Annotated in this window: 25 protein-coding genes and 2 pseudogenes; 8 read left to right on the top strand and 19 right to left on the bottom strand. The window is 38.4% G+C overall.

The features are described from left to right. Window positions 1–77 precede the first annotated feature (77 nt). The 4 genes and pseudogenes from B9N66_RS03880 to B9N66_RS03865 form a co-directional block, all read left to right on the top strand. Entirely contained in the window at window positions 78–1,247 is a 1,170-nt protein-coding gene (locus B9N66_RS03880; RefSeq protein ID WP_087579970.1) for a peptidoglycan DD-metalloendopeptidase family protein, read from the top strand. Window positions 1,248–1,256: 9 nt separating this feature from the next. Continuing rightward, window positions 1,257–2,624: a magnesium transporter gene (mgtE, locus tag B9N66_RS03875; protein WP_087579969.1), complete on the top strand. Its 1,368-nt coding sequence runs from the start codon at window positions 1,257–1,259 to the stop codon at window positions 2,622–2,624. Beyond that, window positions 2,609–3,193, top strand: a complete 585-nt coding sequence (locus tag B9N66_RS03870) for an NUDIX domain-containing protein (RefSeq protein WP_087579968.1) — start codon at window positions 2,609–2,611, stop codon at window positions 3,191–3,193. The genes mgtE and B9N66_RS03870 overlap by 16 nt, the downstream gene beginning before the upstream one ends. 178 nt (window positions 3,194–3,371) lie before the next feature. Then, window positions 3,372–5,477: pseudogene (locus B9N66_RS03865) on the top strand (RNA degradosome polyphosphate kinase); the annotation flags it as partial. 146 nt (window positions 5,478–5,623) lie between these two features. On the opposite strand, the gene B9N66_RS03860 reads toward B9N66_RS03865, so the two are convergent. The 12 genes from B9N66_RS03860 to B9N66_RS03810 all read right to left on the bottom strand — a co-directional run bounded on the left by B9N66_RS03860 (window position 5,624) and on the right by B9N66_RS03810 (window position 15,054). Continuing rightward, window positions 5,624–7,432, bottom strand: coding sequence for a menaquinone biosynthesis decarboxylase (locus B9N66_RS03860; RefSeq protein WP_087579966.1), 1,809 nt, complete (start codon window positions 7,430–7,432; stop codon window positions 5,624–5,626). Window positions 7,433–7,545: 113 nt separating this feature from the next. Further along, window positions 7,546–7,686, bottom strand: coding sequence for a hypothetical protein (locus B9N66_RS09665; protein ID WP_180382062.1), 141 nt, complete (start codon window positions 7,684–7,686; stop codon window positions 7,546–7,548). Between the two features lie 77 nt (window positions 7,687–7,763). Further along, the gene (locus B9N66_RS03855; protein WP_084108151.1) at window positions 7,764–8,129 is read right to left on the bottom strand and encodes an Imm10 family immunity protein; all 366 of its coding nucleotides are present in this window, start codon (window positions 8,127–8,129) and stop codon (window positions 7,764–7,766) included. 2 nt (window positions 8,130–8,131) lie between these two features. After that, complete coding sequence (hemC, locus tag B9N66_RS03850; protein ID WP_087579965.1) at window positions 8,132–9,061, bottom strand: hydroxymethylbilane synthase; 930 nt, start codon at window positions 9,059–9,061, stop codon at window positions 8,132–8,134. An 8-nt stretch (window positions 9,062–9,069) separates the two neighbouring features. After that, window positions 9,070–9,501, bottom strand: coding sequence for an FxsA family protein (locus B9N66_RS03845; protein ID WP_087579964.1), 432 nt, complete (start codon window positions 9,499–9,501; stop codon window positions 9,070–9,072). Then, window positions 9,498–11,198 carry a proline--tRNA ligase gene (locus B9N66_RS03840; RefSeq protein ID WP_087579963.1) on the bottom strand — a complete coding sequence of 567 codons (1,701 nt, stop codon included), beginning with the start codon at window positions 11,196–11,198 and terminating at the stop codon, window positions 9,498–9,500. Before B9N66_RS03840 ends, B9N66_RS03845 begins: the two co-directional genes overlap by 4 nt. After that, window positions 11,188–12,471 carry a glutamyl-tRNA reductase gene (gene hemA, locus B9N66_RS03835; RefSeq protein WP_087579962.1) on the bottom strand — a complete coding sequence of 428 codons (1,284 nt, stop codon included), beginning with the start codon at window positions 12,469–12,471 and terminating at the stop codon, window positions 11,188–11,190. The genes B9N66_RS03840 and hemA overlap by 11 nt, the downstream gene beginning before the upstream one ends. Continuing rightward, window positions 12,471–13,364, bottom strand: coding sequence for a polyprenyl synthetase family protein (locus B9N66_RS03830; protein ID WP_087579961.1), 894 nt, complete (start codon window positions 13,362–13,364; stop codon window positions 12,471–12,473). Before B9N66_RS03830 ends, hemA begins: the two co-directional genes overlap by 1 nt. 10 nt (window positions 13,365–13,374) lie before the next feature. Beyond that, entirely contained in the window at window positions 13,375–13,806 is a 432-nt protein-coding gene (locus tag B9N66_RS03825; protein WP_087579960.1) for a hypothetical protein, read from the bottom strand. Further along, the gene (locus tag B9N66_RS03820) at window positions 13,799–14,053 is read right to left on the bottom strand and encodes a DUF2018 family protein (protein WP_087579959.1); all 255 of its coding nucleotides are present in this window, start codon (window positions 14,051–14,053) and stop codon (window positions 13,799–13,801) included. Before B9N66_RS03820 ends, B9N66_RS03825 begins: the two co-directional genes overlap by 8 nt. Before the next feature lie 48 nt (window positions 14,054–14,101). Continuing rightward, window positions 14,102–14,725, bottom strand: coding sequence for an HAD family hydrolase (locus B9N66_RS03815; protein ID WP_087579958.1), 624 nt, complete (start codon window positions 14,723–14,725; stop codon window positions 14,102–14,104). Beyond that, a complete protein-coding gene (locus B9N66_RS03810; RefSeq protein WP_002940272.1) occupies window positions 14,722–15,054 on the bottom strand; it encodes a hypothetical protein in 333 nt (110 codons plus the stop codon). The genes B9N66_RS03815 and B9N66_RS03810 overlap by 4 nt, the downstream gene beginning before the upstream one ends. Window positions 15,055–15,159: 105 nt before the next feature. Here B9N66_RS03810 and B9N66_RS03805 point away from each other — a divergent pair, with 105 nt between their 5' ends. Then, window positions 15,160–16,431, top strand: a complete 1,272-nt coding sequence (locus B9N66_RS03805) for an O-acetylhomoserine aminocarboxypropyltransferase/cysteine synthase family protein (protein ID WP_087579957.1) — start codon at window positions 15,160–15,162, stop codon at window positions 16,429–16,431. A gap of 243 nt (window positions 16,432–16,674) precedes the next feature. On the opposite strand, the gene B9N66_RS03800 is transcribed toward B9N66_RS03805, so the two are convergent. The 5 genes from B9N66_RS03800 to B9N66_RS03780 all read right to left on the bottom strand — a co-directional run bounded on the left by B9N66_RS03800 (window position 16,675) and on the right by B9N66_RS03780 (window position 22,026). Continuing rightward, window positions 16,675–18,117, bottom strand: coding sequence for a potassium/proton antiporter (locus B9N66_RS03800; protein ID WP_087579956.1), 1,443 nt, complete (start codon window positions 18,115–18,117; stop codon window positions 16,675–16,677). A 20-nt stretch (window positions 18,118–18,137) separates the two neighbouring features. After that, the gene (locus B9N66_RS03795; protein WP_087579955.1) at window positions 18,138–18,575 is read right to left on the bottom strand and encodes a pyridoxal-5'-phosphate-dependent protein; all 438 of its coding nucleotides are present in this window, start codon (window positions 18,573–18,575) and stop codon (window positions 18,138–18,140) included. A gap of 31 nt (window positions 18,576–18,606) precedes the next feature. Then, window positions 18,607–19,848 carry an ArsS family sensor histidine kinase gene (locus B9N66_RS03790; RefSeq protein WP_087579954.1) on the bottom strand — a complete coding sequence of 414 codons (1,242 nt, stop codon included), beginning with the start codon at window positions 19,846–19,848 and terminating at the stop codon, window positions 18,607–18,609. Further along, window positions 19,848–20,525, bottom strand: coding sequence for a response regulator transcription factor (locus tag B9N66_RS03785; RefSeq protein WP_087578684.1), 678 nt, complete (start codon window positions 20,523–20,525; stop codon window positions 19,848–19,850). Before B9N66_RS03785 ends, B9N66_RS03790 begins: the two co-directional genes overlap by 1 nt. 97 nt (window positions 20,526–20,622) lie before the next feature. Further along, complete coding sequence (locus tag B9N66_RS03780; RefSeq protein WP_087579953.1) at window positions 20,623–22,026, bottom strand: Do family serine endopeptidase; 1,404 nt, start codon at window positions 22,024–22,026, stop codon at window positions 20,623–20,625. A gap of 155 nt (window positions 22,027–22,181) precedes the next feature. Here B9N66_RS03780 and B9N66_RS03775 point away from each other — a divergent pair, with 155 nt between their 5' ends. The 3 genes from B9N66_RS03775 to B9N66_RS03765 are packed head-to-tail and all read left to right on the top strand — an operon-like array spanning window position 22,182 to window position 25,085. Beyond that, window positions 22,182–23,078 carry a DnaJ C-terminal domain-containing protein gene (locus tag B9N66_RS03775; protein ID WP_087579952.1) on the top strand — a complete coding sequence of 299 codons (897 nt, stop codon included), beginning with the start codon at window positions 22,182–22,184 and terminating at the stop codon, window positions 23,076–23,078. 3 nt (window positions 23,079–23,081) lie between these two features. Then, the gene (locus tag B9N66_RS03770) at window positions 23,082–23,456 is read left to right on the top strand and encodes a heat shock protein transcriptional repressor HspR (protein ID WP_084041465.1); all 375 of its coding nucleotides are present in this window, start codon (window positions 23,082–23,084) and stop codon (window positions 23,454–23,456) included. A gap of 3 nt (window positions 23,457–23,459) precedes the next feature. Further along, window positions 23,460–25,085 (top strand): cation:proton antiporter, encoded by a 1,626-nt coding sequence (locus tag B9N66_RS03765; protein WP_087579951.1) that lies wholly within the window; start codon window positions 23,460–23,462, stop codon window positions 25,083–25,085. A gap of 102 nt (window positions 25,086–25,187) precedes the next feature. On the opposite strand, the gene B9N66_RS03760 is transcribed toward B9N66_RS03765, so the two are convergent. Next, the gene (locus tag B9N66_RS03760) at window positions 25,188–26,387 is read right to left on the bottom strand and encodes an ABC transporter permease (protein WP_087579950.1); all 1,200 of its coding nucleotides are present in this window, start codon (window positions 26,385–26,387) and stop codon (window positions 25,188–25,190) included. A 55-nt stretch (window positions 26,388–26,442) separates the two neighbouring features. Beyond that, a pseudogene (locus B9N66_RS10080) lies at window positions 26,443–26,544 on the bottom strand (SEC-C metal-binding domain-containing protein); the annotation flags it as partial. Between the last annotated feature and the right edge of the window lie 76 nt (window positions 26,545–26,620).

The following is a 26,620-nucleotide window of genomic DNA, read 5'->3' as shown; positions in this document are numbered from 1 at the left end:
AGCCTAAAATGCTTTATCTTTTGCAAAATTAAAGCAAGTTTTAGTTAAAATCCCACCAGCTTTTTAAAAGGACATTAATGCCTCGTATTTTTATAATTTTTGCAATATTATCTATAAATTTATACGCTATAAAGCCAAGTGTCGACGAGCTTAGCTGGCCAAATGGAAGTAACTTCTTAAATTTCTTAGAGACAAACAAAATCCCACTTTCACTTTACTATAACTTAGCAACCGAAGATCAAGAACTAACAGAAGAGATCATCGCTGGCACAAAGTATCAAATTTATAAAGACGACAACGGCAACACCAAACAAGTACTAATCCCTGTTAGTGACGAGCTTCAAATGCATATTTTTAGAGATGACAATGATAAATTTAAATTAGAATTTCTTCCCATCTCTTATCAAAGCGAGGATAAATTTTTAGCTTTAAAGGTCGATAAATCAGTCTCTGAAGACATTTTTGACTACACTGGCTCTGGTACGCTAGCTCTTGGCTTTAAAGAAATTTTTAAAGGAAGTGGCATTGATTTTAAAAAGATAAACAAAGGCGATACGATCGCTATCGTTTATAATCAAAAAATACGCATGGGCCGCTCTTTTGGCACTCCAGAAATTTATGCTGCCATGATAGAAACAAAAAATAAACGATATGTCATGTATAAATTTGAAGATAAATTTTATGATAAAAACGGCAAGAAAAATGATAAATTTTTACTAGTCCGCCCTCTTGCAAACGCTAGAATCACATCAGCTTTTACCCTAAAAAGATGGCACCCTATTCTTCAAAGATATAGAGCACACCTTGGCGTTGACTACGGCGCTCCAAAAGGTACACCGATTAAAGCTGCAGGCGATGGTACGGTTAAATTTGTCGGACAAAAAAGCGGATATGGCAGAACCGTCATCATCTCTCATGCTGGTGGTTATGAAACGCTTTATGCTCATCTAAATGGCTTTGCTAAAGGCATAAAAGGCGGTATAAAAGTCAAGCAAGGTACGCTTATAGCTTACGTTGGTACAAGCGGTATGAGCACAGGGCCACACCTTCATTTTGGTCTTTATAGAGACAATAAACCTATAAATCCAGAAAGTGCAATAAAAGTCGTTAAAAGCCTAGAGGATAAGAAAGAATCAGCTAAATTTAAGGCAGTTGTTAGCAAAAATGACGAGCTAATAAAAAATGCTTTAAGCAACGAAAAAGAGTATCACAAAGTGGAATTTTTCCCTAATGTAATAGAATTTTAAAGGTAAAACTTGAGCCAAGAACTAGAAGAAGCAAAAGAGCTGATAGATCAGCATTTAGATGAAAATTTAGAAGATAACGAACTCTCACCTTATGAGCTAGCCCAACACCTAAAAACACTTAAAAAGCACGACGAGGAGCTTTTTGCTCACTATCTTGAAAAGCTAGACCCTGAAATTTTAGGTGATGTTGCTATCGAGTTACCTGATCACATGCTAAAAGATGTGATCGAACAACTCCCAGCTGAAAAGATAGTAGAGGCACTTGAAGAGCTAGAGAGTGATGATGCGACTGACTTGCTTCAATACATCGAGGACATTGACGAGGATAAAGCTAGAGAGCTTTTTAACGAGCTTGATAGAGAAAATCAAAATGAAATTTTAAGACTTAGAAGCTACGAAGAAGATAGAGCTGGTGCTCACATGCAAACAGAGCTTTTTTCGGCTCACCTTGAAGAAAAGCTTGGCAATGCAGTAGCAAGACTTAGACGAGAAAAGCAAGAAGGCAAGCTAGAAAATATCTCACAGCTTTTTATCATCGATAAAAATGGCGTTTTACAATACGCTATCCCACTTGAAGATCTTATACTTTTTGATTTTACAAAGACGCTAAAGCAAAATATCGAGTCAGCACAGATCGATCACTACAAGCCACATGTTGCAAATGATATGGACCTTATGCAAAATGTCGCTGATATGTTTCAAGAGTACGATTTAAACGTTATTGCAGTTACAAGTAGCACTGGAATTTTGCTTGGTCGTATCACGTCTGATGACATCCACGACTACATTCAAGAGAGTGCAACTGAGCAAATTTATAACCTAGCCGGCGTTGATGACGAGTCAGAAGAGGACGATACGCTATTTAAAGCGGGTCGTGGTCGTGCGGTTTGGCTTGGTGTAAATTTACTAACAGCTCTTTTTAGCTCATCTATAATCGGACTTTTTGACGAGACAATCGCAGCCTACGTCGCTCTTGCTGTTTTAATGCCAATAGTTGCGTCAATGGGTGGAAATACCGGCACACAAGCACTTGCTGTTACGGTTCGTCGTTTAGCACTTGGCGAGATAGAGTTTAAAGATGCCAAAAATGTCTTAAAACGTGAGGTTAGTATTTCACTCATAAATGGACTAATCTTTGGTGTGGTAATGGGTATAATCGCCTCTGTTTGGTTTGACAAAGGTATGCTTGGCATTGTTATCGGACTTAGCATGGTTACAAATTTATTCTTTGCTGGCTTTTTTGGCACGATCATACCTTTGACGCTAAGGCGCTTTAACATAGATCCTGCAGTCGGCTCAGCCGTCATTCTTACTACTTTTACTGATGCGATAGGATTTTTTAGCTTTTTAGGACTTGCAAAATGGATACTGCTATAACAAATTTAGAAATTCTGCCTCTTGGCGAGTCAAAATACCTAAAGCCATTTAAGATGAAATTTATGCAAAATGGTGCTCAAAGAGACTGGGACTGCGTCAAGGTGATGAATAGCGTTAGTATTTTTTTATATCACGAGCAAAAAGATGCCTTTTTGTTTGTAAAGCAGTTTCGCCCGGCTGTTTGGTACTCGCAAGAGAAAGAAGGCGTCAAAACAAATGAACAAGGCTTTACTTACGAACTTTGCGCAGGGCTTATGGATAAAGGGCTTAGCGAAGAGCAAACAGCCAGAGAAGAAGCGATCGAAGAAGTGGGCTATGAGCTAAAAGAGATAGAGCGTATCACGATGACATACGGTGCTTTTGGCTTTGGAGGCAATATGCAAACGATGTTTTACGCTAAAATCGATGAGAGTATGAAAGTAAATTCTGGCGGTGGCGTCGACGGCGAAGATATCGAGCTTGTTTTCATAAAACGAGAAGATATGATGAAATTTGCCTTCGACGAGAGCAAAGTCAAGGGTTTTGGGCTTATCTTTGCTTATTTGTGGTGGGAGAAATTTAAAAGCTAAAACGATATCTTTTTAATAAGTGCAAAAACAACGACTGCCACTAAAAAGATACCAATTAATATCACATAATCAGACATAACAAGCCTTTAAATTTAAATTTTGGCTTATTGTAACCAAAATTTTAAATAAAGTAAGAACTTTATAACCACACATATCGTAAAATAACTCAAAAACGCACAAGGAGAAGATGATGAGCGAAAATGAAACTCTTTTTATAAACCGAGAATTAAGCTGGCTACGCTTTAATTCAAGGGTACTCGCTCAGTGTGAAAAGGAAATTCCTTTACTTGAAAAGCTAAAATTTATAGCCATTTATATGACAAATCTAGACGAGTTTTATATGATCAGAGTCGCTGGCTTAAAGCAGCTCTTTGCAGCTGGAGCTACTACAAGCAGTGGCGATGGCATGAGCCCACTTGATCAGCTAAGAGAGATTAGAAAATATCTACAAAATGAGCAAAATTTAGTAGAAGATCACTATAAAAAAACAGTAAATGCTCTTAGCAAAGAGGGGCTTTTTATAAAAAATTATGACGAGCTTGATGATAGTTTGAAACAAAAGTGCGACGAATACTTTTTCTCAAATATCTTGCCAGTCATCGTTCCCATCGCTGTCGATGCGACTCATCCATTTCCGCACCTAAACAACCTTAGCTTCTCGCTTGCAGTTAAGCTTGCTGACATCGAGCATCCAGAAATTTTAAAATACGGCATGATAAGAATTTCAAGGGTCTTGCCACGTTTTACACAGCCAAGTAGCAATGTTTTTGTGCCGATTGAAACGATCGTACATCGCCACGCAGAAGAAATTTTTCCAGGGTATAAACTACTTAGCTCGGCTGCTTTTAGAGTGACAAGAAACGCTGATATCGTCATCGAAGAAGAAGAAGCGGATGATTTTATGATGATACTTGAGCAAGGACTAAAGCTTCGCAGAAAAGGGGCTTTTGTTCGTATGCAAATCGATAAAAACGTAGACGCTGATATCTTGGAATTCTTAAATTTTCATATGAAAATTTTTCATAAAGATGTCTATTTTTCAAGTATTCCGCTCACTCTTAGCTCGCTTTGGGAGATAGCTGGAAGCAAAAATTTTACCCACCTAGCAAATGCGCCTTACGTTCCAAAGACACTACCACCATTTGGCAATGGCATCTCGGTGTTTGATGCCATAGATAAAGAAGACGTGCTCTTAGTGCATCCATTTGAGAGTTTTGATCCAGTTGTAAGCTTTATCAAAGAAGCCAGCAAAGATCCAAAAGTAATATCTATTCGAATGACACTTTATAGAGTCGATAAAAGTTCGCCAATAATTCAAAGTCTAATAGACGCCGCAAGTGACGGCAAGCAAGTAACTGTGATGGTTGAGCTAAAAGCAAGGTTTGATGAGGAAAACAACCTGCACTGGGCAAAGGCGCTTGAAGATGCTGGAGCACATGTGATATACGGCATCACAGGCTTTAAGGTGCATGCAAAAGTTAGCCAGGTCATCCGCCAAATCGGCGATAAGCTTAAATTTTATATGCACTTTGGCACAGGCAACTACAATGGCAGTTCGGCTAAAATTTATACTGACATTAGTCTATTTACGAGCAAAGAAGAATTTAGTCAAGACACGACTTCGTTTTTTCACATCCTCTCAGGATATAATAAAAATCGCCGTCTAAACGCTCTTAGCATGTCGCCTTTTCAGATAAAAGAGCGCATCATCGAAAAGATAAGAGTAGAAGCAAGCAAAGGAAGCGAGGGTAGGATCATCGCCAAAATGAACGCCCTAATCGATGAAGACGTGATAAATGAGCTTAGCCGCGCATCAAACGCAGGTGTAAAGATCGATCTTATAGTTCGTGGTGTATGCGGACTAAGGCCTGGCATAAAAGGCAAAAGCGAAAACATCAAAGTTCGCTCGATCATTGGCAAATACTTAGAGCACGCTAGAATTTTATACTTTAAACATGCTCAGCCAAAAATTTATATCTCAAGTGCTGACTGGATGCCAAGAAATCTAGAGCGTCGCTTGGAGCTTATGACGCCTATTTTTGAGCCAAGACTTCAAGAGAGGTTGCTTGAAATTTTAGAGCTTCAGCTAAGCGATAATGACCTAGCTTTTGAGCTACAAAATAGCGGTGAATACGTAAAAGTAGCAAGAAGCGAAAACGAAAAAGTAATATCTTGCCACGAAGTTTTGGAAAATTATATATCTAAAATTTATAAATCCGTAAAAAAAGATACAGATAAAGCAAAAGCCGATATGCTCGCAAGCAAACTCTTAAAAGAGAGCTAAAAATAAATTAAGCTTTTAGACCTAGTCTAAAAGCTATTTTTTAATCAGCATAAAAAAACACTAGCGTTTGATTAAGCAAGTCTTATTAAAAATTTCAAATCCGCAGCAAAAAGTAAAATTTATAAATTTACTTGAGCCCCTCAAAGCTAGCCAAATATTTCAAATTTTTTAAATAACTCTGGCTCGTCTTTTACTATGCCGCGCTTAACTAGATCAGTAACTACTTCGCGGCCACAATCCGTTTGTAGCGGCCAGCCACGCGTATATCCCTCACGCTCATCTTTGCTAGTGGCATCTACGCAGAAATTTTCACCATCTATGAAAATATCACGCAAAGCATCGATATTGTTTGTCACACGCCAAAGTAGCATATATGAGTTTTCAAGGTGATTTTGCATATCCACAACGATAAGGAGTTTGAAAAATTCTCTAAATGTCAAAAGCTTGTCAAAAAGCTCTTTTACTACACAGTCTTTTTCAAATTTTACCACACAAATAGGCGTTTTAGTATTCGTTTTAAACTGCTTAAGCTCTTTTACATTTGGCGTAACGCTTTGAAATTTAGCCAAAAGCTCGCTGTCGCTTAAAATAACAGGGCTAAATTTACAAAAGTCTTGCGTCGCATCGATGCCAAGCTTACCGCCAAAGCACGAGTTTGGGCTGGCGTGATCGAGCTGGTCGCACACACCTTGGCTTATTAGCACACTCTGGCTACCAAAACGATTTAAAACAAAGCTAGTAAATTCATCATAATCTTTAAGCTTAGGCGCATCGGCTCCAACAAAAATAGCATGTTTTACAAAGCTCATCTGCCCAACGCCCCAAAATGCGTGCATAGCCTGCTTTGCATGAGCTGGATAGAGCGTATTTATCTTAGCTAAGATTAGATTGTGAAAAACGCCATTTTCAGGCATATTGTAGTCCAGCAGTTCAGGCACGGTCGTTCGCAAAAGCGGCAAGAAAATGCGCTCGGTCGCCCAGCCCATATATTTATCCTCAAGTGGCGGCTTTCCAACCACAGTCGCATGAAATATAGGCTCACGCTTGCTAGTTATCGCCGTTACATCCATTACCGGAAAAGGCTCGATAGGAGTATAAAAGCCAGTATGATCGCCAAATGGCCCCTCAAGCTCGCTCTTAGTCGTATCCACAAAGCCCTCTATTACGTAGTCTGCATCGTGCGGGACGTAAATTTCATTCGTTAAGGATTTTACAAGTTTGGCTGGCTCTTTACGGATAAAACCATAAAGCAAAAGTTCAAAAACTCCCTTTGGGAGCGGCGCTTGCCCACACCAGATGTAGAGTGGATCGCCACCAATCGCCACAGAGACTGGCATCTTTTTGCCTGCACGCTTATACTCGTGAAAGAAATTTGCACCGTCTTTGTGGATCTGCCAGTGCATGCCAAGGCGGTTTTTATCATAAATTTGTAGGCGGTACATACCTAAATTTTGCAAATTTCCATCCAAGCTTTGCGTATAAACCTGCCCCATCGTAATAAAAGCGCCACCATCATGTGGCCATGTCTTTAGTGCAGGTAGGCTCAAAAGGTCAGCATCCTCGCCTATAAATTTTACTTGCTGGCACTCGCCCTCGCCTTTTAGCCTTTTAGTAAAAATTTTTCTCATGCTAAAAAGATAGGCTAAAAAATCAAGCTTTTCTTTGAAATTTTCAGGTTTTTTGGGCTTTAAAAGCTTTTCTATCTCAGCCGCGATCTCATCAGGATTTAGCCCAAAGATAAGCTCAAGTGCGTGTTTTGAGCCATAGATATTTGTAAGCACTGGGGCAAATTTACGCCCAGTTTTTTTGCAGATAGGATTTGTAAAAAGTAGCGCTTGCGAGCCCTCACGCTTGACCTCGATATAGCTAGCGTGCGCGATCTCAAGATCAATATCTGTTGGCTCGTCGATAACACGAAGTAGATTATTTTCTTTTAAAAGCTTGATGTAGTCCATATTTCGCCTTTTTGATTTTTGGGCGATTTTAGCCAAAAATAGCTGAAAAAGGCGAAGCAAAGCGGGTATTTATTATTTGTTGCATGCACCGATAGCTATCAGAGTATCTATCGCTATTTCAGACGCAGTCTTTGCGGTATTATCTCGCCGTTTAAATAGATGCAAGTACTAAATTTATACTCCATTGTCATAACGTCCGCAAACTGGTACTCAACGCACAGCCACACATCGCCGGCATACTTACGTCTTTTCAAAGTAATTCATTGCAAATTTTTTGTTAGGTTAAACACTAATGCCATCGCAGTTTTGAAAACGGCAGTAATTTTTTTAATTACTTCGATATGCTACATTTTAGTAGTTCGCCAAATATCTCTTTGCAGTATTTCATAAAGCGCTCATTAAGCTTTACGCCCTCGACATCTACGCAAATAAGACTATCTTGTACCTCAAAAATGATACTCTTATCAGTGATCTTCACCCGATTGCAAGCGTTGTAGCAAATGTCGCCATTGCACTCGGCGTATAGGCCGTTTATCTCGGCGTTTTCGTCGTCGCCCTTTTTTAGTTTGATCGGTCTTTGAAAGATTATGTAGTTTTTGTAGTCATATTTGTCGTCTGCAAGACCGATCATATAGTAGTTGTCTTTGCTATTTTTTGTAGCACTTATGGCTTTTGCTTTAAAATTTAGCAAAAACACGCTTACGCCATCTCTTCAGCGCGCTTTAAAAGCTCTCTCGCCCCTTTTTCTATAAATTTATGCGCTAGCTCTTTGCCGATGCTTTGAAATTTATCTTTGCTAGTCTTTAAGCTATCTTTTATATACTCGCTTCCATCAGGCAGGCCAACGATCGCATCGATAGAAATTTCATCACCTTTTAGCCTTGCACTTATGCCTATTGGCACCTGGCAGCCACCCTCTAAAACGCTTACAAAATCACGCTCGATAGTCGTTTCTATGACTGCATTTTCGTCGTTTAGAAAAGAGATCTCATCTAAAATTTGCTTCTCATCTCTAGCCTCGACACCAAGAGCACCCTGACCCATCGCAGGTATCATCTCGTCAAAGCCAAATGTGTAGATGTGCGCCACTTCAGCCTTTAAATTTAGGCGGTTTATGCCAGCCATCGCCAAAATTATCGCGTCAAATTCGCCCTCTTTTAGCTTTCTAAGTCTAGTTTGCACGTTGCCTCTAAGCGAGATGATCTCAAGATCAGGCCTCATGATAAGTAGCTGCATCTTGCGGCGTAGGCTCGTTGTGCCAACCTTTGCGCCGTACGGCAGGTCGCTAAATTTAGCAAATTTCTCACTTATCATCGCATCTCTTGTATCCTCGCGTGAGCAAATCGCAGCTAGCTTAAGCCCTTCTGGAAAGACTACTGGCACATCCTTTAGGCTATGCACCGCGATGTCAGTCTCGCCTTTTAGCATGCTATCTTCAAGCTCTTTTGTAAAAAGCCCCTTACCGCCGATCTTCGCAAGTGGCGTATCAAGGATCACATCGCCCTTTGTCTTCATGCCAATAAGCTCAACTTTTATATCGTTATGTTTTGATTCTATTCTAGCTTTGATATGCTCGCTTTGCCAAAGGGCTAAGATACTCTTTCTAGTTGCTATTTTTATCTCTTTCATCATCTCTCCTAATTTACTCTTTTTGGCTCTTCTATGACCTCAACGTCGATAATCTCGCCATCATCTTTTTTAGTACTTTGTTCGCTAAAATTTTGAAATTTAAACTCCTGATAGCTCTCGTTTTTTGCTACATTTTTCTTAAATATCAAAGAAAAAACGACTACGGCTATACCAAAAATATCTGTTAAAATTCCTGGCAAAAACAAAAGCATTCCGCCAAAGCTAAGCCCTAACTGACTAAATAAATTTCCGCCAAGAAAGCTTTTAAACGCCACTTGAGGCGAATTTAAGCTAGAAAATCCAGCATTTAAAAGAAGCGCAATGCCTACAAACCCAGAGACTAGCACCTCGAGAAAATAGTTTAAAAAGCCAAATTTATCAACAAAAAGATAGATAAATATCGCTTCTATCAAAAAAAACAAAAATGCAAAAAATCTCATAAGCTTTCTTTTATCTTTTTAAAGGCTTCGTTTGCACCAATCGTTTCTTTGCTTAAACCATCTCTTGTTATGAACTCAACCTTACCATTTGCAAATTCTTTACCTACAAGTAGCGCAAAAGGGAAGCCGATGAGTTCAAAGTCATTCATCTTAACGCCAAATCTCTCGTTTCTATCATCGATGATGACGCTAACGCCAGCTTTTTTAAGGCTCTCATAAAGCTCAAATGCAAATTTTACGCCCTCTTCATCTTTTAAATTTGAAATGATGATCTCCACGTCAAACGGCGCGCACTCTTTTTTCCAGATGCAGCCCTTCTCATCGTGGCTAGCCTCTATCATCACAGCGATCAGCCTACTGATACCAATACCGTAGCAGCCCATCAAAAATGGCTTTGCCTTACCGTTTTCATCAAGATATGTCGCATTCATCGCAGCTGAATATTTATCGCCTAGTTGAAAAATATGACCGACTTCTATACCCTTACTAAGTTTTAAATTTTCACCACACTCTGGACATTTATCGCCCTCTTTTACCTTTACAAGGTCTTTAAATCTCTCTTCGTTAAATCCGCTAACACTAACGCCAACAAAGTGGTAATCCTTTTCGTTGGCACCACATATCATATTATTTGCGCCTTTTAGCTCGTTGTCTATGTAAAATTTTACATCCTTTAGCCCAACCGGTCCGCAAAATCCAGCCACAAGCCCAGCTTTTATAATCTCTTCTTCACTAGCATCGACAAGCTCAAGTGCCTTGCAAGCATTTTGTGCCTTTGTCTCTTGAAGCTCATCATCGCCCCTTACAAAAAAGACCACAACTTCTTCTCTGTCTTCATAAATAGCTTTTTTAATAACAGCTTTTATACAATAAAACTCGCTAACTTTGAAAAATTCTGCCACACCTTTTATAGTCTTTGTATCTGGCGTTTTAAATTTAGCCGCGTCAGCCTCTGGCACTTCAGCATCGGTTGTTCTAGCTTTTCTTCTAGCAGCCTCTATATTTGCAGCGTATTTGCAAGCCTCACAGCAAAGGATATCATCTTCGCCATTACTTGCAAGCACCATAAATTCTTTACTGCCACTACCACCGATAGCTCCACTATCAGCTTCAACAGCTCTAAAATTTAGCCCCAAGCGAGTAAAAATTTTGCTATAAGTTGCCTCCATAAGGTCAAACTCACGCTTTAGATCCTCTTTGCTAGAGTGAAAGCTATAAGCATCTTTCATTGTGAATTCTCGTCCTCTTAGCAAGCCAAAGCGTGGTCTTGCTTCGTCACGAAATTTAGTATTTATCTGGTATAAATTTAGTGGCAGCTGCTTGTAGCTAGTCACCTTGCCGCGTACCAAAGCAACGGCTGCCTCTTCGTTTGTAGGGCTTATAACAAAGTCATTTTCTTTTCTATCTTTAAAGCGTAAAAGCTCCTTGCCAAAGACATTGTAACGTCCACTTTGCTTCCAAAGCTCGCCTGAAGTAACCACGCTAAAGCTCACCTCTAGCGCACCAGCCTCATCCATCTCCTCTCGCGCGATGCGAGAAATTTTCTCATGCATGATCTTTCCAAGCGGTAGATAGTTATAAAGACCAGAGCCTATCTGCTCGACAAATCCACCTCTTATTAAAAATTTATGACTTGGTAAAGAGGCGTCTTTTGGTGCTTCTTTGGTCGTTGGTGCATAAAATTTACTAAATCTCATCTATATCTCCCACTTGAAAATTTTGCTCTTCTTTTATATCAAATAAAAATCTAACTCCATTTGAGAGCTCGCTAGATCTCTCCTCGTCTGCAAGCCCTTTTAGCTTCATCGTTGGCTGATGCAAAAATGCCTTAAAGACCTGATGGATGAGCTTTTGCGCCTCCTCATAATCACTATGCTTTAAATATCCTTTTTTTATCGCTTTTTCTAGCTCATTTTTAGCGCAAATTTCGGCTTGTTTGCGGATAGATTTTATTAGTGGCACACTCATATCTTCTTTTAAAATTTTTAAAAATTCGCTTGTGCCTTGACCTACGATCGAATAAGCTTTTTGCGCTTGCTCCTCTCTTAGGGCTAAATTTTTCCTTACTATCTCCTCTAAACTATCGACCGTATAGACACTAATAAATTCTGTATTTATAAGATCAATATCCCTTGGTACGGCAATATCAAAAAAGTATCTGTGAAATTCTCTTGGTTCGATTATGGCGTTTGTGATGATAGCGTGCGGGGCTGCGGTGCTTGAAAATATTAGATCGTAATTATTTACATACTCTTTTAATTTTAAAATGCTATCCCAGCTCGCGTTATCGCCAAGGCTATCAACTAGCTGCTCAACACGCTCGGAGCTTCTGTTTATGATGATGACTTCTGCGCCACTTGAGATTAGGTGTTTTGCTGCTAGCTCGCCCATCTCGCCAGCACCTACGACGATAGCAGTTTTTCCTTCAAGCGTGCCAAAAATTTCTTTTGCTTTTGCCACAGCCACACTTGAAACAGAGATCGGGTTTTTAGAAATTTGAGTTTCATTTCTAACTTTAGCAGCACATTTACATGCATAGTGGATGATTTTACTGATTTGTTCGCCGCAAGCTGAGCTATCGTAAGCAAATTTAAAGGCATTTTTTATCTGGCCAACGATCTGCGTTTCGCCGACGACTAGGCTATCAAGTGAGCTTGCCACGGCAAAGAGGTGGTGCACGGCTCCGCTATCTTCATAAATATCAGCCCTCTCATAAAGCTCATCTTCAAAAACACCTGAAAATACAGACATACACCTAAATGCATGCGTCGTTGCACTTTCTAGATCACTAACGCTTGCAATTATCTCGACGCGGTTGCATGTATTTAAAACCATACATTCGTTTATACTTTTGTTTGATCTTAGTAGTTTTAAAATTTGCTCTTTTTTCTCATCGCTATCAAATGCAAGCTTTTCTCTAACCGAAATATCAGTATTTTTATATGTAAAACTTATATCTAAATAGTGCATTAAAATTCCCTATCTATCATGCTTTTTATGATCCCTTCAAGCTCGGCATTTTTATACTCTTTTATCGCTTCTATCGCTTCAGTCCCAAGCCTTTTTGCTTCATTTACTGCTTTTTGAAGCGAATTTGTCTTAACAAATTCCTCTTTTAGCCATGAAATTTCGCCCGCGTTTAGCTTCTTTGACCAAAGCGATCTAAGCTTTGCTTTGCCAGCTTCATCTAAGCTCTTATAAAGATAAATGTAAGGAAGTGTCGTTTTGCCTTCGACAAAGTCGTTGAGCGCTGGTTTGCCAAGTGTTTTCTCATCTTGAGTTATGTCTAATATATCATCAACGATCTGAAACGCAAGGCCTAAATTTTTGCCGTAAATTCCAAATTTCTCACTATCTTTGCCAGCTAGCTTTGCCCCACAAATAGCCGTGGCTTCTATCAAAACGGCTGTTTTATAGTAGATCATTTTTAAGTATTCTTGCTCGTTTTCATTAAAATTTTCAGCCATTTTTACATCCATCATCTCGCCGATACTTAGCTTGCTGACTGCATCTGAGATGATAGCTGCGATGCTTGAATCAAACTTTGTAAGCTCAAAATAAGCCTTTGAGTAGAGGATGTCGCCCAACATAACCGAGTTTTTACTACCAAAAAGCGCGTTTATGCTTGGCTTGCCGCGTCTTATATTCGCTTCATCTATGACGTCGTCGTGCAGTAAGCTTGCAAGGTGAATAAGCTCGATGATAGCGCAAAGCTTAAGAGAAATTTCGCTCTCGCCTGCGATCTTTAAAAGAAGTCTTGAGCGCAGCTTTTTGCCAGAGCTTATCTTTAAAAACATCTCAAAAGCCTCTTTGTAGCCAAGCTCGCTTATAAATTTACCCATTATTTCATCGATTTTATCCATTTTTATCCTTCTATTTAGCCTCATCTGGATCTCTAAAACCCACATCCACACGCTTGCTTTCATCTAGCAAAGCCACCCTAAAATGCGCCTTTTTATCCTTAAAATCAATAAATGATATATAAAGACTCACGCTCTCATTTGGCGGCATCGTAAAATCAGGCAAAACTCGCTGCATGTAGGTATTTTGTCCTTGCCTTAGCGAAAAGACCATCTGCCTTGGATAGCGCCTAAAAAAGCTTTGCACGGTGATATTTGTGCTATCAAATAGCGTCCAACGAAAGTCAAACGTCTCAACCCTTTGAGTTCGCTTCTCAGTTATAAAAACTCTTGCCCACTCATCTTTTTTAAGCTCAAATGTATGCACTGAGCTTGGGTCAAAATTTGGCTCTTTTGCAAAAACAAGAGCGGTTAGCAAAGCAATGAGTGCAAAAATCTTACTCATTTTGGCTTAAAATTTCTCCACTAAGCTCGATATATAGGTCATTTACTCCGTTATAAATTTTATCTTGCTCTGAGGCTATAAAATTTCTGATCTCATCTTCACTAACGCCATGCTTTTCACAAAGCTCACTCATAGCCACAAATTTTTCAAAAATTTTATCTATCTCGTTTTTAACCAAAACGGCATTTGCGTTAAACAAAATGTCATAAAATTTATCTCTCGCACTGCCCTCAAATATATCTATCATCGTTGTTTCTTTGAAAATTTCTTAAGATTATAGCCAATTAAAACTAAGTTAAAAATTTAATATTATCTCCCACGCCTCGCTGACATTTTTAGCGTTATATGTGGCAGTTTTGCTCTCCTCGCCAAATCCCCAGCTAACTTGCAAGAAAGGCATATTTGCATTTTTGGCTGCTAGCTCGTCTTTTAGGCTATCTCCAACAAAGATCGCCTTACTAGCTTTAGTTTTACTAACAGCTAGGTGAAGCATCGCAGGATCAGGCTTTTGTGGTATCTCCTTGCTAGCGCCTATGACCTCGTCAAATAGCTCGTAAATTTCATTTTTCTTTAAAATTTTCTCTAGCGTATCGTGTGGTGCGTTGCTTGCCAAAACGACTTTGTAATGAGCCTCTTTGCACTTTTGCAAAAGCTCTTTTACACCCTCATATATAGTCGCGCACTCATCGTAAAATTTCTTAAATTTCTCTTCAAAGCCCTCTTTTAAGCTCCTACTTGGCGTGTCGATGCCGTAAAACTCAAGGGGTAAATTTCTACCTGGCTCGTTGATCGCTTTTATGATAAATTCTTTTTCAAGTGGCGATAAATTTAGCTCATTTCTTACTTCATTTACCGTTTTATATATCGCCTCGCCACTATCGATTACAGTGCCATCCATATCGAAAATAACTACTTTCAATCCTCATCCTTAAATTTATTTTTATGTTTCTCTTTTTTATATGTCTTTTGATTTTTTAGCTTATCAAGCAGGTTTGCCGCCTTCAAAAGCTCCTCTTTTGGGGCGTTTTTGATAAGCAAATTTATAAAATTTTCTAGTGCCTTTGAGTATGGCTGATCAAGATAGACAGCTTCGACTTTTTCGATGACTTTCGCGTTTTTCTCCACTCTTTGGCGAAATTCAGTCTCATCAAAGTCATCTCTTTTTAGCCCATTTATCGCTGATTTTGCAAATTTTTCTAGCGCACGAAGATATTTTACACGTTTAAATTTGTCCGTAACTTGGTTCAAATTTTTCCTTTTTTTGGCAAATTATATCAAAATTTGATTTTATCCCCTAAATTTTGGCTTTGCTAATGTATAATTTACGCCAAAATCACCTTAAAAGGAGCAAAAATGAGGCAAGAAACCGCTGCGATCCACGTAGGCTACGACACACATGAGGGCTTTGGCACGATGGCTGTGCCTATTTTTCAAAGCACGGCTTACGACTTTGGAAGTGCCGAGACAGCCGCAGCTAGGTTTGATCTAAAAGATGGCGGCCACATCTACACAAGGCTTGGCAATCCAACGACAGATATCTTTGAAAAGAGGGTCGCTGCGCTTGAGGGCGGAGCCGCTGCGATAGCGACTGCAAGCGGTCAGTCAGCTTTGTTTTACAGCATCATAAATTTAGCCCAGGCAGGTGATAACATCATCATCGCCAAAAAAATTTATGGCGGCACGACAGTACTTTTTACGCACACACTAAAAAGATTTGGCATAGAGGCCAGAGTCTTTGACAGCGATACGGCTGATGATCTGGAGGACTTGATAGATGATAAAACGAGGGCTATATTTTTTGAAACGCTCTCAAATCCGCAAATTTCTATCCCAAATATAGAAAAAATCGTAGAAATTTCAAACAAATATGGCATCATTAGCATCACCGATAACACCGTGCCAACGCCTATCATCTTTCAGCCACTTCGCCATGGCGTCGATGTTTGCGTGCATAGTGCTAGCAAATATATGAGCGGTCAGGGTCTTAGCCTAGCAGGTGTGGTCATAAGTGCAAATCACCTAAACGAAAAGCTAAAAGGCAACAAGAGATATGAGCATTTTAATGTGCCAGATGCGAGCTATCACGACATCGTCTATGCTGATATGACGGATCGTTTTGACATCTACACGCTAAGAATGAGGCTTGCTATCGTGCGTGACATCGGCGCTGTAATCTCTCCGTTTAACTCTTGGCAGCTCATACAAGGTCTCGAAACGCTTGCTGTTAGAGTTGAGAGGCACTCACAAAATGCCCTAAAAGTGGCTAAATTTCTAAACTCTCACAAGCATATAAAAAGCGTAGCATACCCAGGACTTGCCGACAACGTAGATCACGCAAAGGCGCAAAAATACTTTAAAGATGGCATGACAAATGGGCTATTTTGCTTTGAGACTGATAGCTTTGAGCGCGCAAAAAAGATGTTAGAGCGCGTAAAACTCTTTAAGATCGTGGTAAATATCGGCGATACAAAGTCGCTCATCACGCACCCGGCTTCAACTACACACCAACAGCTAAGCAGTGAAGAGCTAATCAAAGCTGGCATCACAAAAGAGCTGATAAGAGTTAGTATAGGCCTTGAAAACGCCGAGGATCTGATAGCTGATCTGGCTCAAGCCCTAGAATAAAGAAATTTCTAGCTCATTTTGGGCTAGAAATTTAACTTACGTTATAGACAGCATGCAATTATGCTAACACACTGTATGTGTTTATGTTAGAAAAATTTTAAAAATTTACGAGCGAGTATATCACGACTCTAAATTTAGTAAAAAAGCTTGCGAGAGTTAAATTTAGTAGTCTGCTAAGGCAAGCGAGTAAAGTTTTAAAAATTTACAAAGAGAAATGAAATGTGGCAAGTTTTATCAAAAATTTTAATAAGTCAAATACTTAATCGTATCTTGATAAAGCACTTGATTTTCGCATTGTATCAGTAGCAAGTCATTTTCTTCAAAGATTGTTGAGCCAGTTGGCTTTTGGTACTCATTTTTACGTTTTATTAGGATTATTAAAAATTCGCTTGGAAGCTCAAGCTGAGCCAAATCTTTGCCAATTAATTTTGAGCCATAGTGTATGGTATGCTGACGAAGTGTATAGCTTAGAATCGGAGAGTTTTCTACCAGCTTAGTATCCTCTTGCTCACTCTCTTTGACTTTAAATTTATCAGCCGCAAAGCCAAGTGACATACCCTGTATCAAAATCGAAATCAAAACCATAAAAAATATAATGTTAAAAATCATATCCGCATCACGCACACCATCGACATAAACATAGGTAGCTAGCACCACTGGCACAACACCTCTTAATCCAACCCAAGAGATAAAAATTTGCTCATTTATCTTAAATTTTGAAAATGCAAGCGATGCAAAAACACCAAGTGGCCTTGCAAAAAACATAAGCCACAAGGTCAAAACAAGCGCCATTAGTGCCGTTGCTGGAAGCTCGGAAGGATTTACTAAAAGACCAAGCGTCAAAAAGACAACTATCTGCATCGTCCAAGCGATACCGTCGTGAAAACCGACTAAATTTTTCTTATGAGAAAACTCTTTTTTGTTTATAAAAATTCCAGCTATATAAACAGCTAAATAGCCATTGCCACCAACCTTAAAGCAAAGTGTGTATAAAAGCAATATCCAAGCGATAGAAAAAACTGGATAAAGACCCCAGTTTTTTAGGCGAAGTCTATTAAAAATGGCCGGCAAAGCAACGCCAAATAAATAGCCCATAGCGATACCTATGCCAAACTGCTTAACCAGTGTAATCGCCCACTCAGTCGCTGTTGGAGTGCTATTTAGTGAGATCATTTGAATGATCGTCATAGTTAAAAATATCGCCATTGGATCGTTTGAGCCAGATTCAAGCTCAAGCAATGGTGCAATGCTATTTTTAAGTGAAATTTTCTTAGCTCTTAGTATGGCAAAAACAGCTGCTGCATCTGTTGAAGAGATGATGGAGCCTAGCAAAAAGGCCTCTGCCCAGGTAAAATCAAGCAGATATTTTGCAACTGGAGCAATAGCTAGTGCGGTTAAAAAAACACCAAGTGTAGCAAGCGCTAAACCTCTGCCAAAAATAGGCTTAATCGCTGCAAAATCAGTATCTAGCCCACCAGCGTAAAGTATAAACATAAGTGCTAGCATGCCGACATTTTGAGCGATCATTTGATCATCAAAATTTACACCAAGCAGCCCATCTGAGCCAGCTAGCATACCAACGCCTAAAAATATTATTAAAGATGGAATTCCAAATTTATCAGAGATCTTGCTAAGAAGAATACTGGTTATAAGCAAAACTGCAAAAAATAGTAGTAAATTCTCCAAACAAACTCCACAAAATTATATTAAATCATGCTTTCAAAAGCTTCAAATTTTTCTTGATTTGAAAGCATTTCAAGCAATACGCCGTAATTATCTTTTATCTCATCTTGAAGCTTAGTAGTAAGCTCTTTAGCATTTCTTCCATCTTTTGGATAGCTTACAATCAAATCAATTGGCTCAGCGTTTAAAAACTCCTGAATACCTGATAATAGTTCGCTAGCTCCTCTTTCATTTGTTCCATGAAGCACGACCACATAATGTTCATTCTCTCTTACAACGACGTCAGTTTGTCTTAAAAATTTTTCAAAGAGCTCACTATACTCTTTAGTACTTGGCAAAGAAAAATATATCAAAGATAAATTTTTTGCATAATCTTTTACATTTTTATAACGATTTATAAAAGCTATTTCAAGATCTATTATTGATAAGATATCATCTGGTGAGAAAATTTTTGCTGCCATTTTTAGCCCTCTTTTGTTTATTATGTTTTATTTAAGTCACTATTATATCTTGTAAATTTTCAAAAACAAAAACATTCATTCCGTTTTTGTATTCGTATCTAAATTTGAGTCCATGAGCATCAAGTATATTGCTAACTATATATAAACCTAGTCCAAAACTTTTTTGCGCATCCTCTCCTTTAATAAATGGCTGGATATAAAAGTCAAGATCATTTTTTAGCTTCTCGCCTTGGGTTATAAATTTCATATGATCCTTGCTAACAACGATATTTACGTGCTTATCAGTTGAGTACTTTATGCCATTATCTATCATATTTTTTATAGCAACTGAAAATAGCTTGAAATCAACGAGCACCCTAACCTCATCAAGCTCACTGACACCAACACACTCTTTTTCTACCATGGCTATATCGATAGCCTCATCGATGAGATCTCTCATGAAACATGGCGTTTTATTACTAAGTCCTATTTTTGATGTTATCTGCTCGATCGCCGCAAGTTCGTTTATCAAATTTTCAAGCTTGTGAAAGACCGAGATTAGCCTTTCTTGATTTTTACTTTTTTCTATCATTTGAGCGGCGATTAGCCCTTTTGTGATAGGAGTTTTTAGCTCGTGCATTATGTTTCTTAAGAAAAGGTGCCTTGAGTCATTAAGCGCCTTGATCTGACAAACCGCCTCATAAAATGCTTCAGAAACTTCAGAAATTTCATCCTTGCCGTTGCCAACATTTTGTACGCCATCAAGCTCACCATTTGCAAATTTTACGATCTGACGCTTTAGCTTTCTAAGCGGTTTTATTTTATAGATAACAAAAATGTAAGCACCTAGCAAGATGACCGCAACCACCAGAAAAACAGCCTTTATCACCTCGTATCTATAAGGCTGAAATTCCTTATCCATTAAAAGCTTTAGCTCGTCTAAATGCTCAATCCTTAAGTAGTGGTGCTTATCATAAAGCAAGATCGCGCTTGAGCCTAAATCGCTTGAAATTTCTTCTAAAACAGTCGCTTGTTTTAAAATTTCATCCTTTTTCTTCTCGTCTTTGATCTCTGGCATATCGATATTTGAAAGCTGACGGTCGTACTGAGCTTTATTTATGATGCCACCCATATAAAATAAATTTGTCCTAGCGACGTTTGAGTATTTGTTATTTAGTTCTCTTGTATAGTTTTGCTTATCAAAGCCCATGAGCCACAAAAAGGCTAGAAATATCGAAACGAGCGCGAGTCCAAAGATAAACGTTATCGTGATAAATATAGACGATCTTGGCATCAAAGAACCAATTTATAGCCGATACCGCGGATCGCGTGGATGTATTTTGGCTCTTTTGGATTTTCATTTAGTTTTTGGCGAATCCTGCCGATGATGACGTCAATACTTTTGTTTGAGCTATCTTCATTTATGCTCTCGCAGTTATAGATAAGCTCCTCTCTAGTAACCGCTCCGCCCTCTTTTAAAAGTAGGTATTTTAAGATGTCGTATTCTGCGGCAGTTAAATTTAAGACACTGCCTTTAAATAAAATTTCATGTTCAAATTCTTTTAAAACCAGGTCTTTATTTAAATTTCTCGCCTCACTTGCTGGGGTGATGCTCTGCCTTCTTAGATGACTTTTGATACGAGCCAAAAGCTCTTGTGGGTCATATGGCTTTGGCAAATAATCATCTGCTCCGTTATCAAGAGCATTTACCTTATCTGTTATATCATGCCTTGCACTTGATATGATAATAGGGATATTGTGATTTTTCCTGATCTCTTTACAAACTTCTAATCCATCCATACCAGGCAATGTAAGATCTAGTATCACTAGGTCAAATTTACTTGTATTTAGCGTAGAAAGTCCGATATATGGCTCTTCAGCAGTTACTACTTCAATATCATAGTTTTCTAGATATTCGGTTAAAATTTCAGCAAGCTCCATATCATCTTCTATCATTAAAATTCTAGTCATGATCTTTCCTGTTGTAAATTTATTTTTAAGGATTATAGCAGATTAAGATTTTAAAAATTTAAAAGGGTTAAGAGCTGAAATTTCAGCTCTTAAATGATTATTTTATAACAAGGCCTTGTATGATACCACCGCGATTTATCCACACTAGTGTCTTTTTACCTTTTGTATTTTTGATTGTATTTGCAAATGTTTGAAGATCTTTTATACTCTCTTCACCAACTTGCACGATCACATCACCTCTTTCAAAGCCAAAGTCTTCAGCTTTTGAGCCTGATTTTACGTCAGTTACTAGCACGCCTTGAGTATCTGGGCTGATTTTGTATTTATATCTTATCTCATCGCTTAGATTGCTAACACTAAGTCCTTCGATTATAATGCTTTTTGCTATGTCTTTTGAATTGTGATCAGCGTTTGCAAGCTTGATTTTTGCATTCATCACTTTATTTGATCGCTCGTAAGTTATATCAACGCTGCTATTTGGAGTTAGTGAACCGATGAAATTTTTAAGATCATTTGCGTTTTTTATAGCTTTGTCGTTAGCTGATATGACCAAATCACCTCTTTTTAGTCCAGCCTCATCTGCTGGCATGCCTTGCTCTACGCCACTTATTAAAGCACCCTCTTTATTTGTATAAAGCTCTTTTTGCTCATCTGTTAAATTTGCAATCGTAACGCCGATAAAGCCACGCTCGATCTTGCCGTCAGTTATCAGCTTTTTAGCGATATCTTTTACCATATTTGATGGGATCGCAAAGCCAATGCCGTTATTGCCACCACTTTTTGAAAGTATGGCTGAGTTTATTCCGACTAAATATCCCCTGCTATCAACTAAAGCGCCGCCTGAGTTGCCAGGATTTATCGAGGCGTCTGTTTGGATGAAATTTTCATATTGATTAAGGCCGATATTATCTTTATTTAGCCCTGAAATGATACCTTGAGTGATACTTTCACCAACGCCAAATGGATTACCTATTGCAAATACGACATCTGCATCAAGCAGCTTTGATGAGTCTGCAAAAGTGATAGCATTTAGTCCGTTTACTTCTATCTTTACGACGGCTAGATCGGTTTTTGGATCACTTCCTATTAGCTTTGCTTTATACTCTTTGCCACCATTTGCAAGGGTTACGACTATTTGGTCGCTATCTTCAATAACGTGGTTATTTGTAACGATATATCCATCATTTGAGATAATAACGCCAGAACCAAGCGAAGTAGTTTTTTCTTTTTCTTTTGGTTTTGCAAAGTTAAATCCAAAAAATTCATTGAAGAAAGGGTCATTAAACATCTGCTCAATACCAGCGTTATTTACCGTTTTTGTAGTTGAGATATTTACAACTGAAAGCTTTGCCTGAGCGATCGAGTCATAATAAGAAAGTACGCTATTTTTATCGCTAAGTGGCGAGACTCTCGTGATATTAGAGTTAGCTTCATTAAATTTAATATCAGCCCCCACTAAAAAAGAAGCTGCTACTAATGAAATTAGCACAATCTTTTTCATTTTTTTCCTTTAATCTAAAAATTTTTGCAAATTATAAATATAGTGAAAAAATAAAATCTTAACACTTTTTCTTGTTATTAAACAAAAATAAACTTGACTTGCATAGACTAAAGCTTTGTGATATAATTCGTATCAAAAAAATATAAGGAGAATATATGAGTGAAAGCTTATATGAGACTTTAGGGGTTTCAAAGGGTGCCTCAAGCGACGAGATAAAAAAAGCTTATAGAAAACTTGCCAGAAAATATCACCCAGACATCAATAAAGACCCTGGAGCAGAAGATAAATTTAAAGAGATAAATGCTGCTTATGAAATTTTAAGTGACGATAAAAAACGAGCTCAATACGACCAGTACGGCGATACTATGTTTGGCGGTCAAAATTTCCACGACTTTGCCAGTAGCTCAGCCGATATGGGCGATCTAAACGAAATTTTAAAGAATATCTTCTCAGGTAGCTTTGGTGGCGGTGGAGCCAAATTTAGCAGCGGATTTGGTAGTAATTTTGGAGGCTTTGATGGGTTTAGCAGTGGTGGATTTGGCTTTGGCGGAGCTGGTCTAGACGTAAATGCAAAAATTTCTATACCATTTGACGTAGCTGTAACTGGTGGCGAACATAAGATAAATTTTAATGGCGAAAGCATTAAGATAAAAATTCCAAGTGGCATAGAAGGTGGCGAGAAGCTTCGCGTAAAAGGCAAAGGCAAGAGCGCTGGTGGTCAAAAAGGCGATCTTATACTTGCTATTAGCGTTGAGCCAAGCGACGAATATGAAAGAGTCGGAGACGATCTTTATAAAGATATAGAAATTCCACTAAAAACTATGCTTTTTGGCGGAAAAGTCGATGTACATACTTATAAAAAAGATGTCACGATCAAGATCGCTGAGAACTCAAAAACAGGTACAAAGATCCGTTTAAAAGGATATGGCGTGCAAAACAGAAAGAGCGGAATTTACGGAGATCTTTACCTAAAAGCCAGGGTAAAACTTCCAAATATCAGTGAGCTTGATGAGGGCTTAGTAAAAGAGTTAAAAGAAAAATTACCGGAGTAAAAAATGCAAAATTATGAAGAACCACTTTTTTTAATAAGCGTTGTTGCAAAGGTTTTAAGCATACATCCACAAACTTTAAGACAATATGAAAGAGAGGGACTTATCGAGCCATCAAGAACAGATGGCAAGATGAGGCTCTACTCACAAAAAGACGTTGATCGCGTAAAAACTATACTAAATTTAACCCGTGAACTAGGTGTAAATTTAGCCGGCGTTGATGTGATACTTCAGTTGAAAGAAAAAATTGACGATTTAGAATCAACTATTGATGAGCTAAATAAAAAATTACACGAAGCTACCAGTCAAACAAGCACCAAAAGATCGCTTGTAAAGAGAAAAAGTAGCTTTGATCTTGTATTTTATGAAGGCAAAAAATAATATATGGAACAAATTTTAGAAGGTTTCTTGCTTGTTGCAGCGATCTCAGTCGCGTTAAACGTCATTTTTAAGAAATTTCAGATACCAACCATCATCGGTTACATCGTAACTGGTACGCTTATATCAGAATTTTTCAACCTAAAAAGCAATGATGAAATTTCTCATATCGCGGAATTTGGTATCGCATTTTTGATGTTTACCATTGGGCTTGAGTTTAGCTTTAAACACTTAATGGGCATGAAAAAAGAGGTTTTTTTAAACGGTGGCTTACAGGTTTGTTTAAGTGGCTTTATAATGGGCGTTATGCTTTATTATGCCCTTCACTTAAAAGACGAAACGGCACTTATTGCAGGTCTTGCGCTTGCACTCTCATCAACTGCGATCGTGCTAAAAACGCTAAACGATAGTGGCGATGTGAGTAAAATTTACGGTAGAAAAGCACTTGGAATTTTACTATTCCAAGATATTGCCGTCATCCCTATTTTGCTTATGATAGATATGTTTAGCTCGCAAGATGCTTCAATAAATGAGCTTTTACTAAAGACATTTACAAGTGCGATTATTCTTATTGTTGTGCTATTTTTACTTGGTAAATATGTCATCAACTGGATATTTTATAAAGTTATTCAAACAAATTCGCAAGAGGTTTTTATAGCTACGATTTTATTTATGGTCGTTGGCTCTAGCACTTTGGCTCACTTCTTTGGCTTCTCATACTCTTTGGGTGCATTTTTGGCCGGTATGATGATGGCTGAGACACAGTATAAACACCAAATCGAAGTTGATCTCATACCTTTTAGAGATTTGCTCTTAGGGCTATTTTTTATAACCGTTGGTATGCAGATAAATTTTGCTGTCGTCATCTCAAACATCTGGCTTGTTCTTGGCCTAGTATTTAGTGTCATGGTTATAAAAGCGGTTGTTGTTTTTGCTATCTTAAATATCTATTTGAAGCGAAGAGTTGCTGCAAAAACCGCACTTAGTGTTTGTCAAATAGGCGAATTTGCACTAGCTGTTTTTGGACTAATGACTACTAGAAATTTACTTGATATACAAACAGCTCAAATTTTCATCGCAGCCTCTGTTATATCGATGTTTGCAACACCTTTTATACTTAAAAAGCTTGATGTCTTAGCTGATCTTGTAGAGCGTGAGATGGTAGTTGAGTCAAACGAGACCTTAAAACCACAAAAACTAAAAAATCACATCGTAGTCTTTGGCTATGATAGGCTCGGTCAAGAGGTAGTTTTAAGACTAAAAGAGACAAAGCTTTTATACATCGTGCTTGATAATGATATCAGCCTAGTCGAGCTTGGTAGGAGCCGCGGGGAAAATGTATTTTTAGGAAATGTGCTTCAAAGCAACACTCTTGAAAACGCTTGCTTAGACGATGCAGCCGCTGTCATCATAACTGTAAATAACGAGCAAAGAGTTGAGCTAATCGCGCAAAAGATCAAAGACTACGGCGCAAATATCCAAACGATCATCAAAGCAAATGGCGAGGGCAACAAAGATATCTTTGGCGAGCTAGGCGAGAATTTCCACCTTATAAGCGAAGAGCGCGTCATGGCAAAAACACTCGTACACGAGGCTCTTCAATGCAAAATCGATCATGATATAAGAGCGTAAAAGTATAAATTTATCCTAGAATTTTACGAGTTTATTCCAGTTTTAAAATAATCTTTTAAAAATAACTTTTACAAGCAATGAGCAAGCCTAAGTCTCTAGGCTCTACTCATTTCTTAAAGTTTGAAGCACATTTACTTCTGTGGCTTTTTTAGCTGGATAATAAGACGAGATAGCCACGATAAATACAGCTCCAACTACAATAAGCACAAGATCGATGGTTGAAAGCTCGAGTGGTAGTTTGCTTGAGCCATAAACGTCAGCCGGCAAGTCTATAATGTTGAAATTTCCAAGCAAAAATAGCCCTAAAAAGCCAAGCACTAAGCCAAATATAATGCCACCGCCCCCTATTACTAGCCCTTGATAGAAAAAGCTTCTTTTTATCTCACTTTTACTAGCACCAAGCGCTAAAAGCAAGGCGATCTCCTGCCTGCGGTTCATCACTGTCATTAGCAGCGAGCTTATGATATTTAGCGACGCCACAAGTATAATTAGCATCAAAACGATAAAAAGTGCTCGTTTTTCAAGTGCGAGCGCTGAGAAAAAATTGCCATTTTGCTCCCACCAACCAATGGCAACAGCGCCAGCTGGAAGTCCCTCACGCACCCTTTTTATATCATCAAATGGCTTACTTGAAAAAATATGAATTCCATCATAAACGCCTTTTGGATAGTCTAAAATTTTCCTCAAAGCATCAACTGAAGTATATGAAAACGCCTTATCGTAGGCGATTAGCCCAGATGTAAATGAGCCACCGATACCAAAGCGCTTCATCTTTGGCGTTAGTGAAAAGCCAGCAGGATCAGCCTTTGTAAAGATAAGCGTTAGTTTCTCATCATCTCTTAGTCTAAACTCGCTCGTTATGCCACTTCCCACAAGTATCTCAAAACCATCTAGCTCTTTATCTTTTAAGGCTTCATTTACGACTGAGTTTATCTGTTTTTCATCTTTAAAATTTACGCCATAAACCAGTCCGCCCTCAAGTGCATTTGCCGAGCGGTAAATGACCTGTGTGCTTATAAATGGACTAAATTTTAGGTCGCTAAATCTAGCCTTTAGCTCATCAACAAAGTCATCATCAATAGAGCCTTTAAAGGCACTTTGAACGGTTATTGGATAGTTCATCGTAAAAAGTTTACGCTCAAATTCTTTATCAAATCCATTCATAATCGCCATCGCAACGATTAAGACCATAAGTCCGATGCTAACGCCAAGAAAGGCGAGCAAGGCACTTAGAGTGATAAATGGCTGAGTTTTATCAAATCTTAAATATTTAAAAAATAGGTACTTTGGTAAGCTTGTCATCAAATAGCCTTTAAAAGATTAAGGCGCTTTTGGCGCCTTATTAAAAGTAGAAATTTTAAGCAAATATGCCTTTTTTAGGGCCACTTTTGCCGTGGCAATCTTTATATTTTTTACCGCTTCCACAAGGGCATGGAGCGTTTCTTGGTATCTTTTTCTCTGGTGTAAATTTCTCGTCCTGGTTGTTGTAGCTTAAATGCTCATTTTCAGAATTTTGACTAGCTTCAAGCATCATT

The organism is Campylobacter concisus (assembly GCF_002165775.1).
GTDB lineage: Bacteria > Campylobacterota > Campylobacteria > Campylobacterales > Campylobacteraceae > Campylobacter_A > Campylobacter_A concisus_E.
The sequence above is the reverse complement of the archived record's forward strand: the minus strand, read 5'-3'. Positions and strand labels throughout refer to the sequence as shown.

Bases quoted from the DNA above. Each gene is read 5' to 3' on its own strand.
- B9N66_RS03860 (WP_087579966.1), bottom strand. From the start codon at position 7,432: ATGGACTACATCAAGCTTTTAAAAGAAAATAATCTACTTCGTGTTATC.
- B9N66_RS03795 (WP_087579955.1), bottom strand. From the start codon at position 18,575: ATGGCAGCAAAAATTTTCTCACCAGATGATATCTTATCAATAATAGAT.
- B9N66_RS03820 (WP_087579959.1), bottom strand. From the start codon at position 14,053: ATGATAGATATATTTGAGGGCAGTGCGAGAGATAAATTTTATGACATT.
- hemC (WP_087579965.1), bottom strand. From the start codon at position 9,061: ATGAAAGAGATAAAAATAGCAACTAGAAAGAGTATCTTAGCCCTTTGG.
- B9N66_RS03870 (WP_087579968.1), top strand. From the start codon at position 2,609: ATGGATACTGCTATAACAAATTTAGAAATTCTGCCTCTTGGCGAGTCA.
- B9N66_RS03880 (WP_087579970.1), top strand. From the start codon at position 78: ATGCCTCGTATTTTTATAATTTTTGCAATATTATCTATAAATTTATAC.
- B9N66_RS03845 (WP_087579964.1), bottom strand. From the start codon at position 9,501: ATGAGATTTTTTGCATTTTTGTTTTTTTTGATAGAAGCGATATTTATC.
- B9N66_RS03785 (WP_087578684.1), bottom strand. From the start codon at position 20,525: ATGACTAGAATTTTAATGATAGAAGATGATATGGAGCTTGCTGAAATT.
- B9N66_RS03830 (WP_087579961.1), bottom strand. From the start codon at position 13,364: ATGGATAAAATCGATGAAATAATGGGTAAATTTATAAGCGAGCTTGGC.
- B9N66_RS03765 (WP_087579951.1), top strand. From the start codon at position 23,460: ATGGAACAAATTTTAGAAGGTTTCTTGCTTGTTGCAGCGATCTCAGTC.
- B9N66_RS03760 (WP_087579950.1), bottom strand. From the start codon at position 26,387: ATGACAAGCTTACCAAAGTACCTATTTTTTAAATATTTAAGATTTGAT.
- B9N66_RS03840 (WP_087579963.1), bottom strand. From the start codon at position 11,198: ATGAGATTTAGTAAATTTTATGCACCAACGACCAAAGAAGCACCAAAA.
- B9N66_RS03790 (WP_087579954.1), bottom strand. From the start codon at position 19,848: ATGCCAAGATCGTCTATATTTATCACGATAACGTTTATCTTTGGACTC.
- hemA (WP_087579962.1), bottom strand. From the start codon at position 12,471: ATGCACTATTTAGATATAAGTTTTACATATAAAAATACTGATATTTCG.
- B9N66_RS03825 (WP_087579960.1), bottom strand. From the start codon at position 13,806: ATGAGTAAGATTTTTGCACTCATTGCTTTGCTAACCGCTCTTGTTTTT.
- B9N66_RS03780 (WP_087579953.1), bottom strand. From the start codon at position 22,026: ATGAAAAAGATTGTGCTAATTTCATTAGTAGCAGCTTCTTTTTTAGTG.
- B9N66_RS03805 (WP_087579957.1), top strand. From the start codon at position 15,160: ATGAGGCAAGAAACCGCTGCGATCCACGTAGGCTACGACACACATGAG.
- B9N66_RS03775 (WP_087579952.1), top strand. From the start codon at position 22,182: ATGAGTGAAAGCTTATATGAGACTTTAGGGGTTTCAAAGGGTGCCTCA.
- B9N66_RS03770 (WP_084041465.1), top strand. From the start codon at position 23,082: ATGCAAAATTATGAAGAACCACTTTTTTTAATAAGCGTTGTTGCAAAG.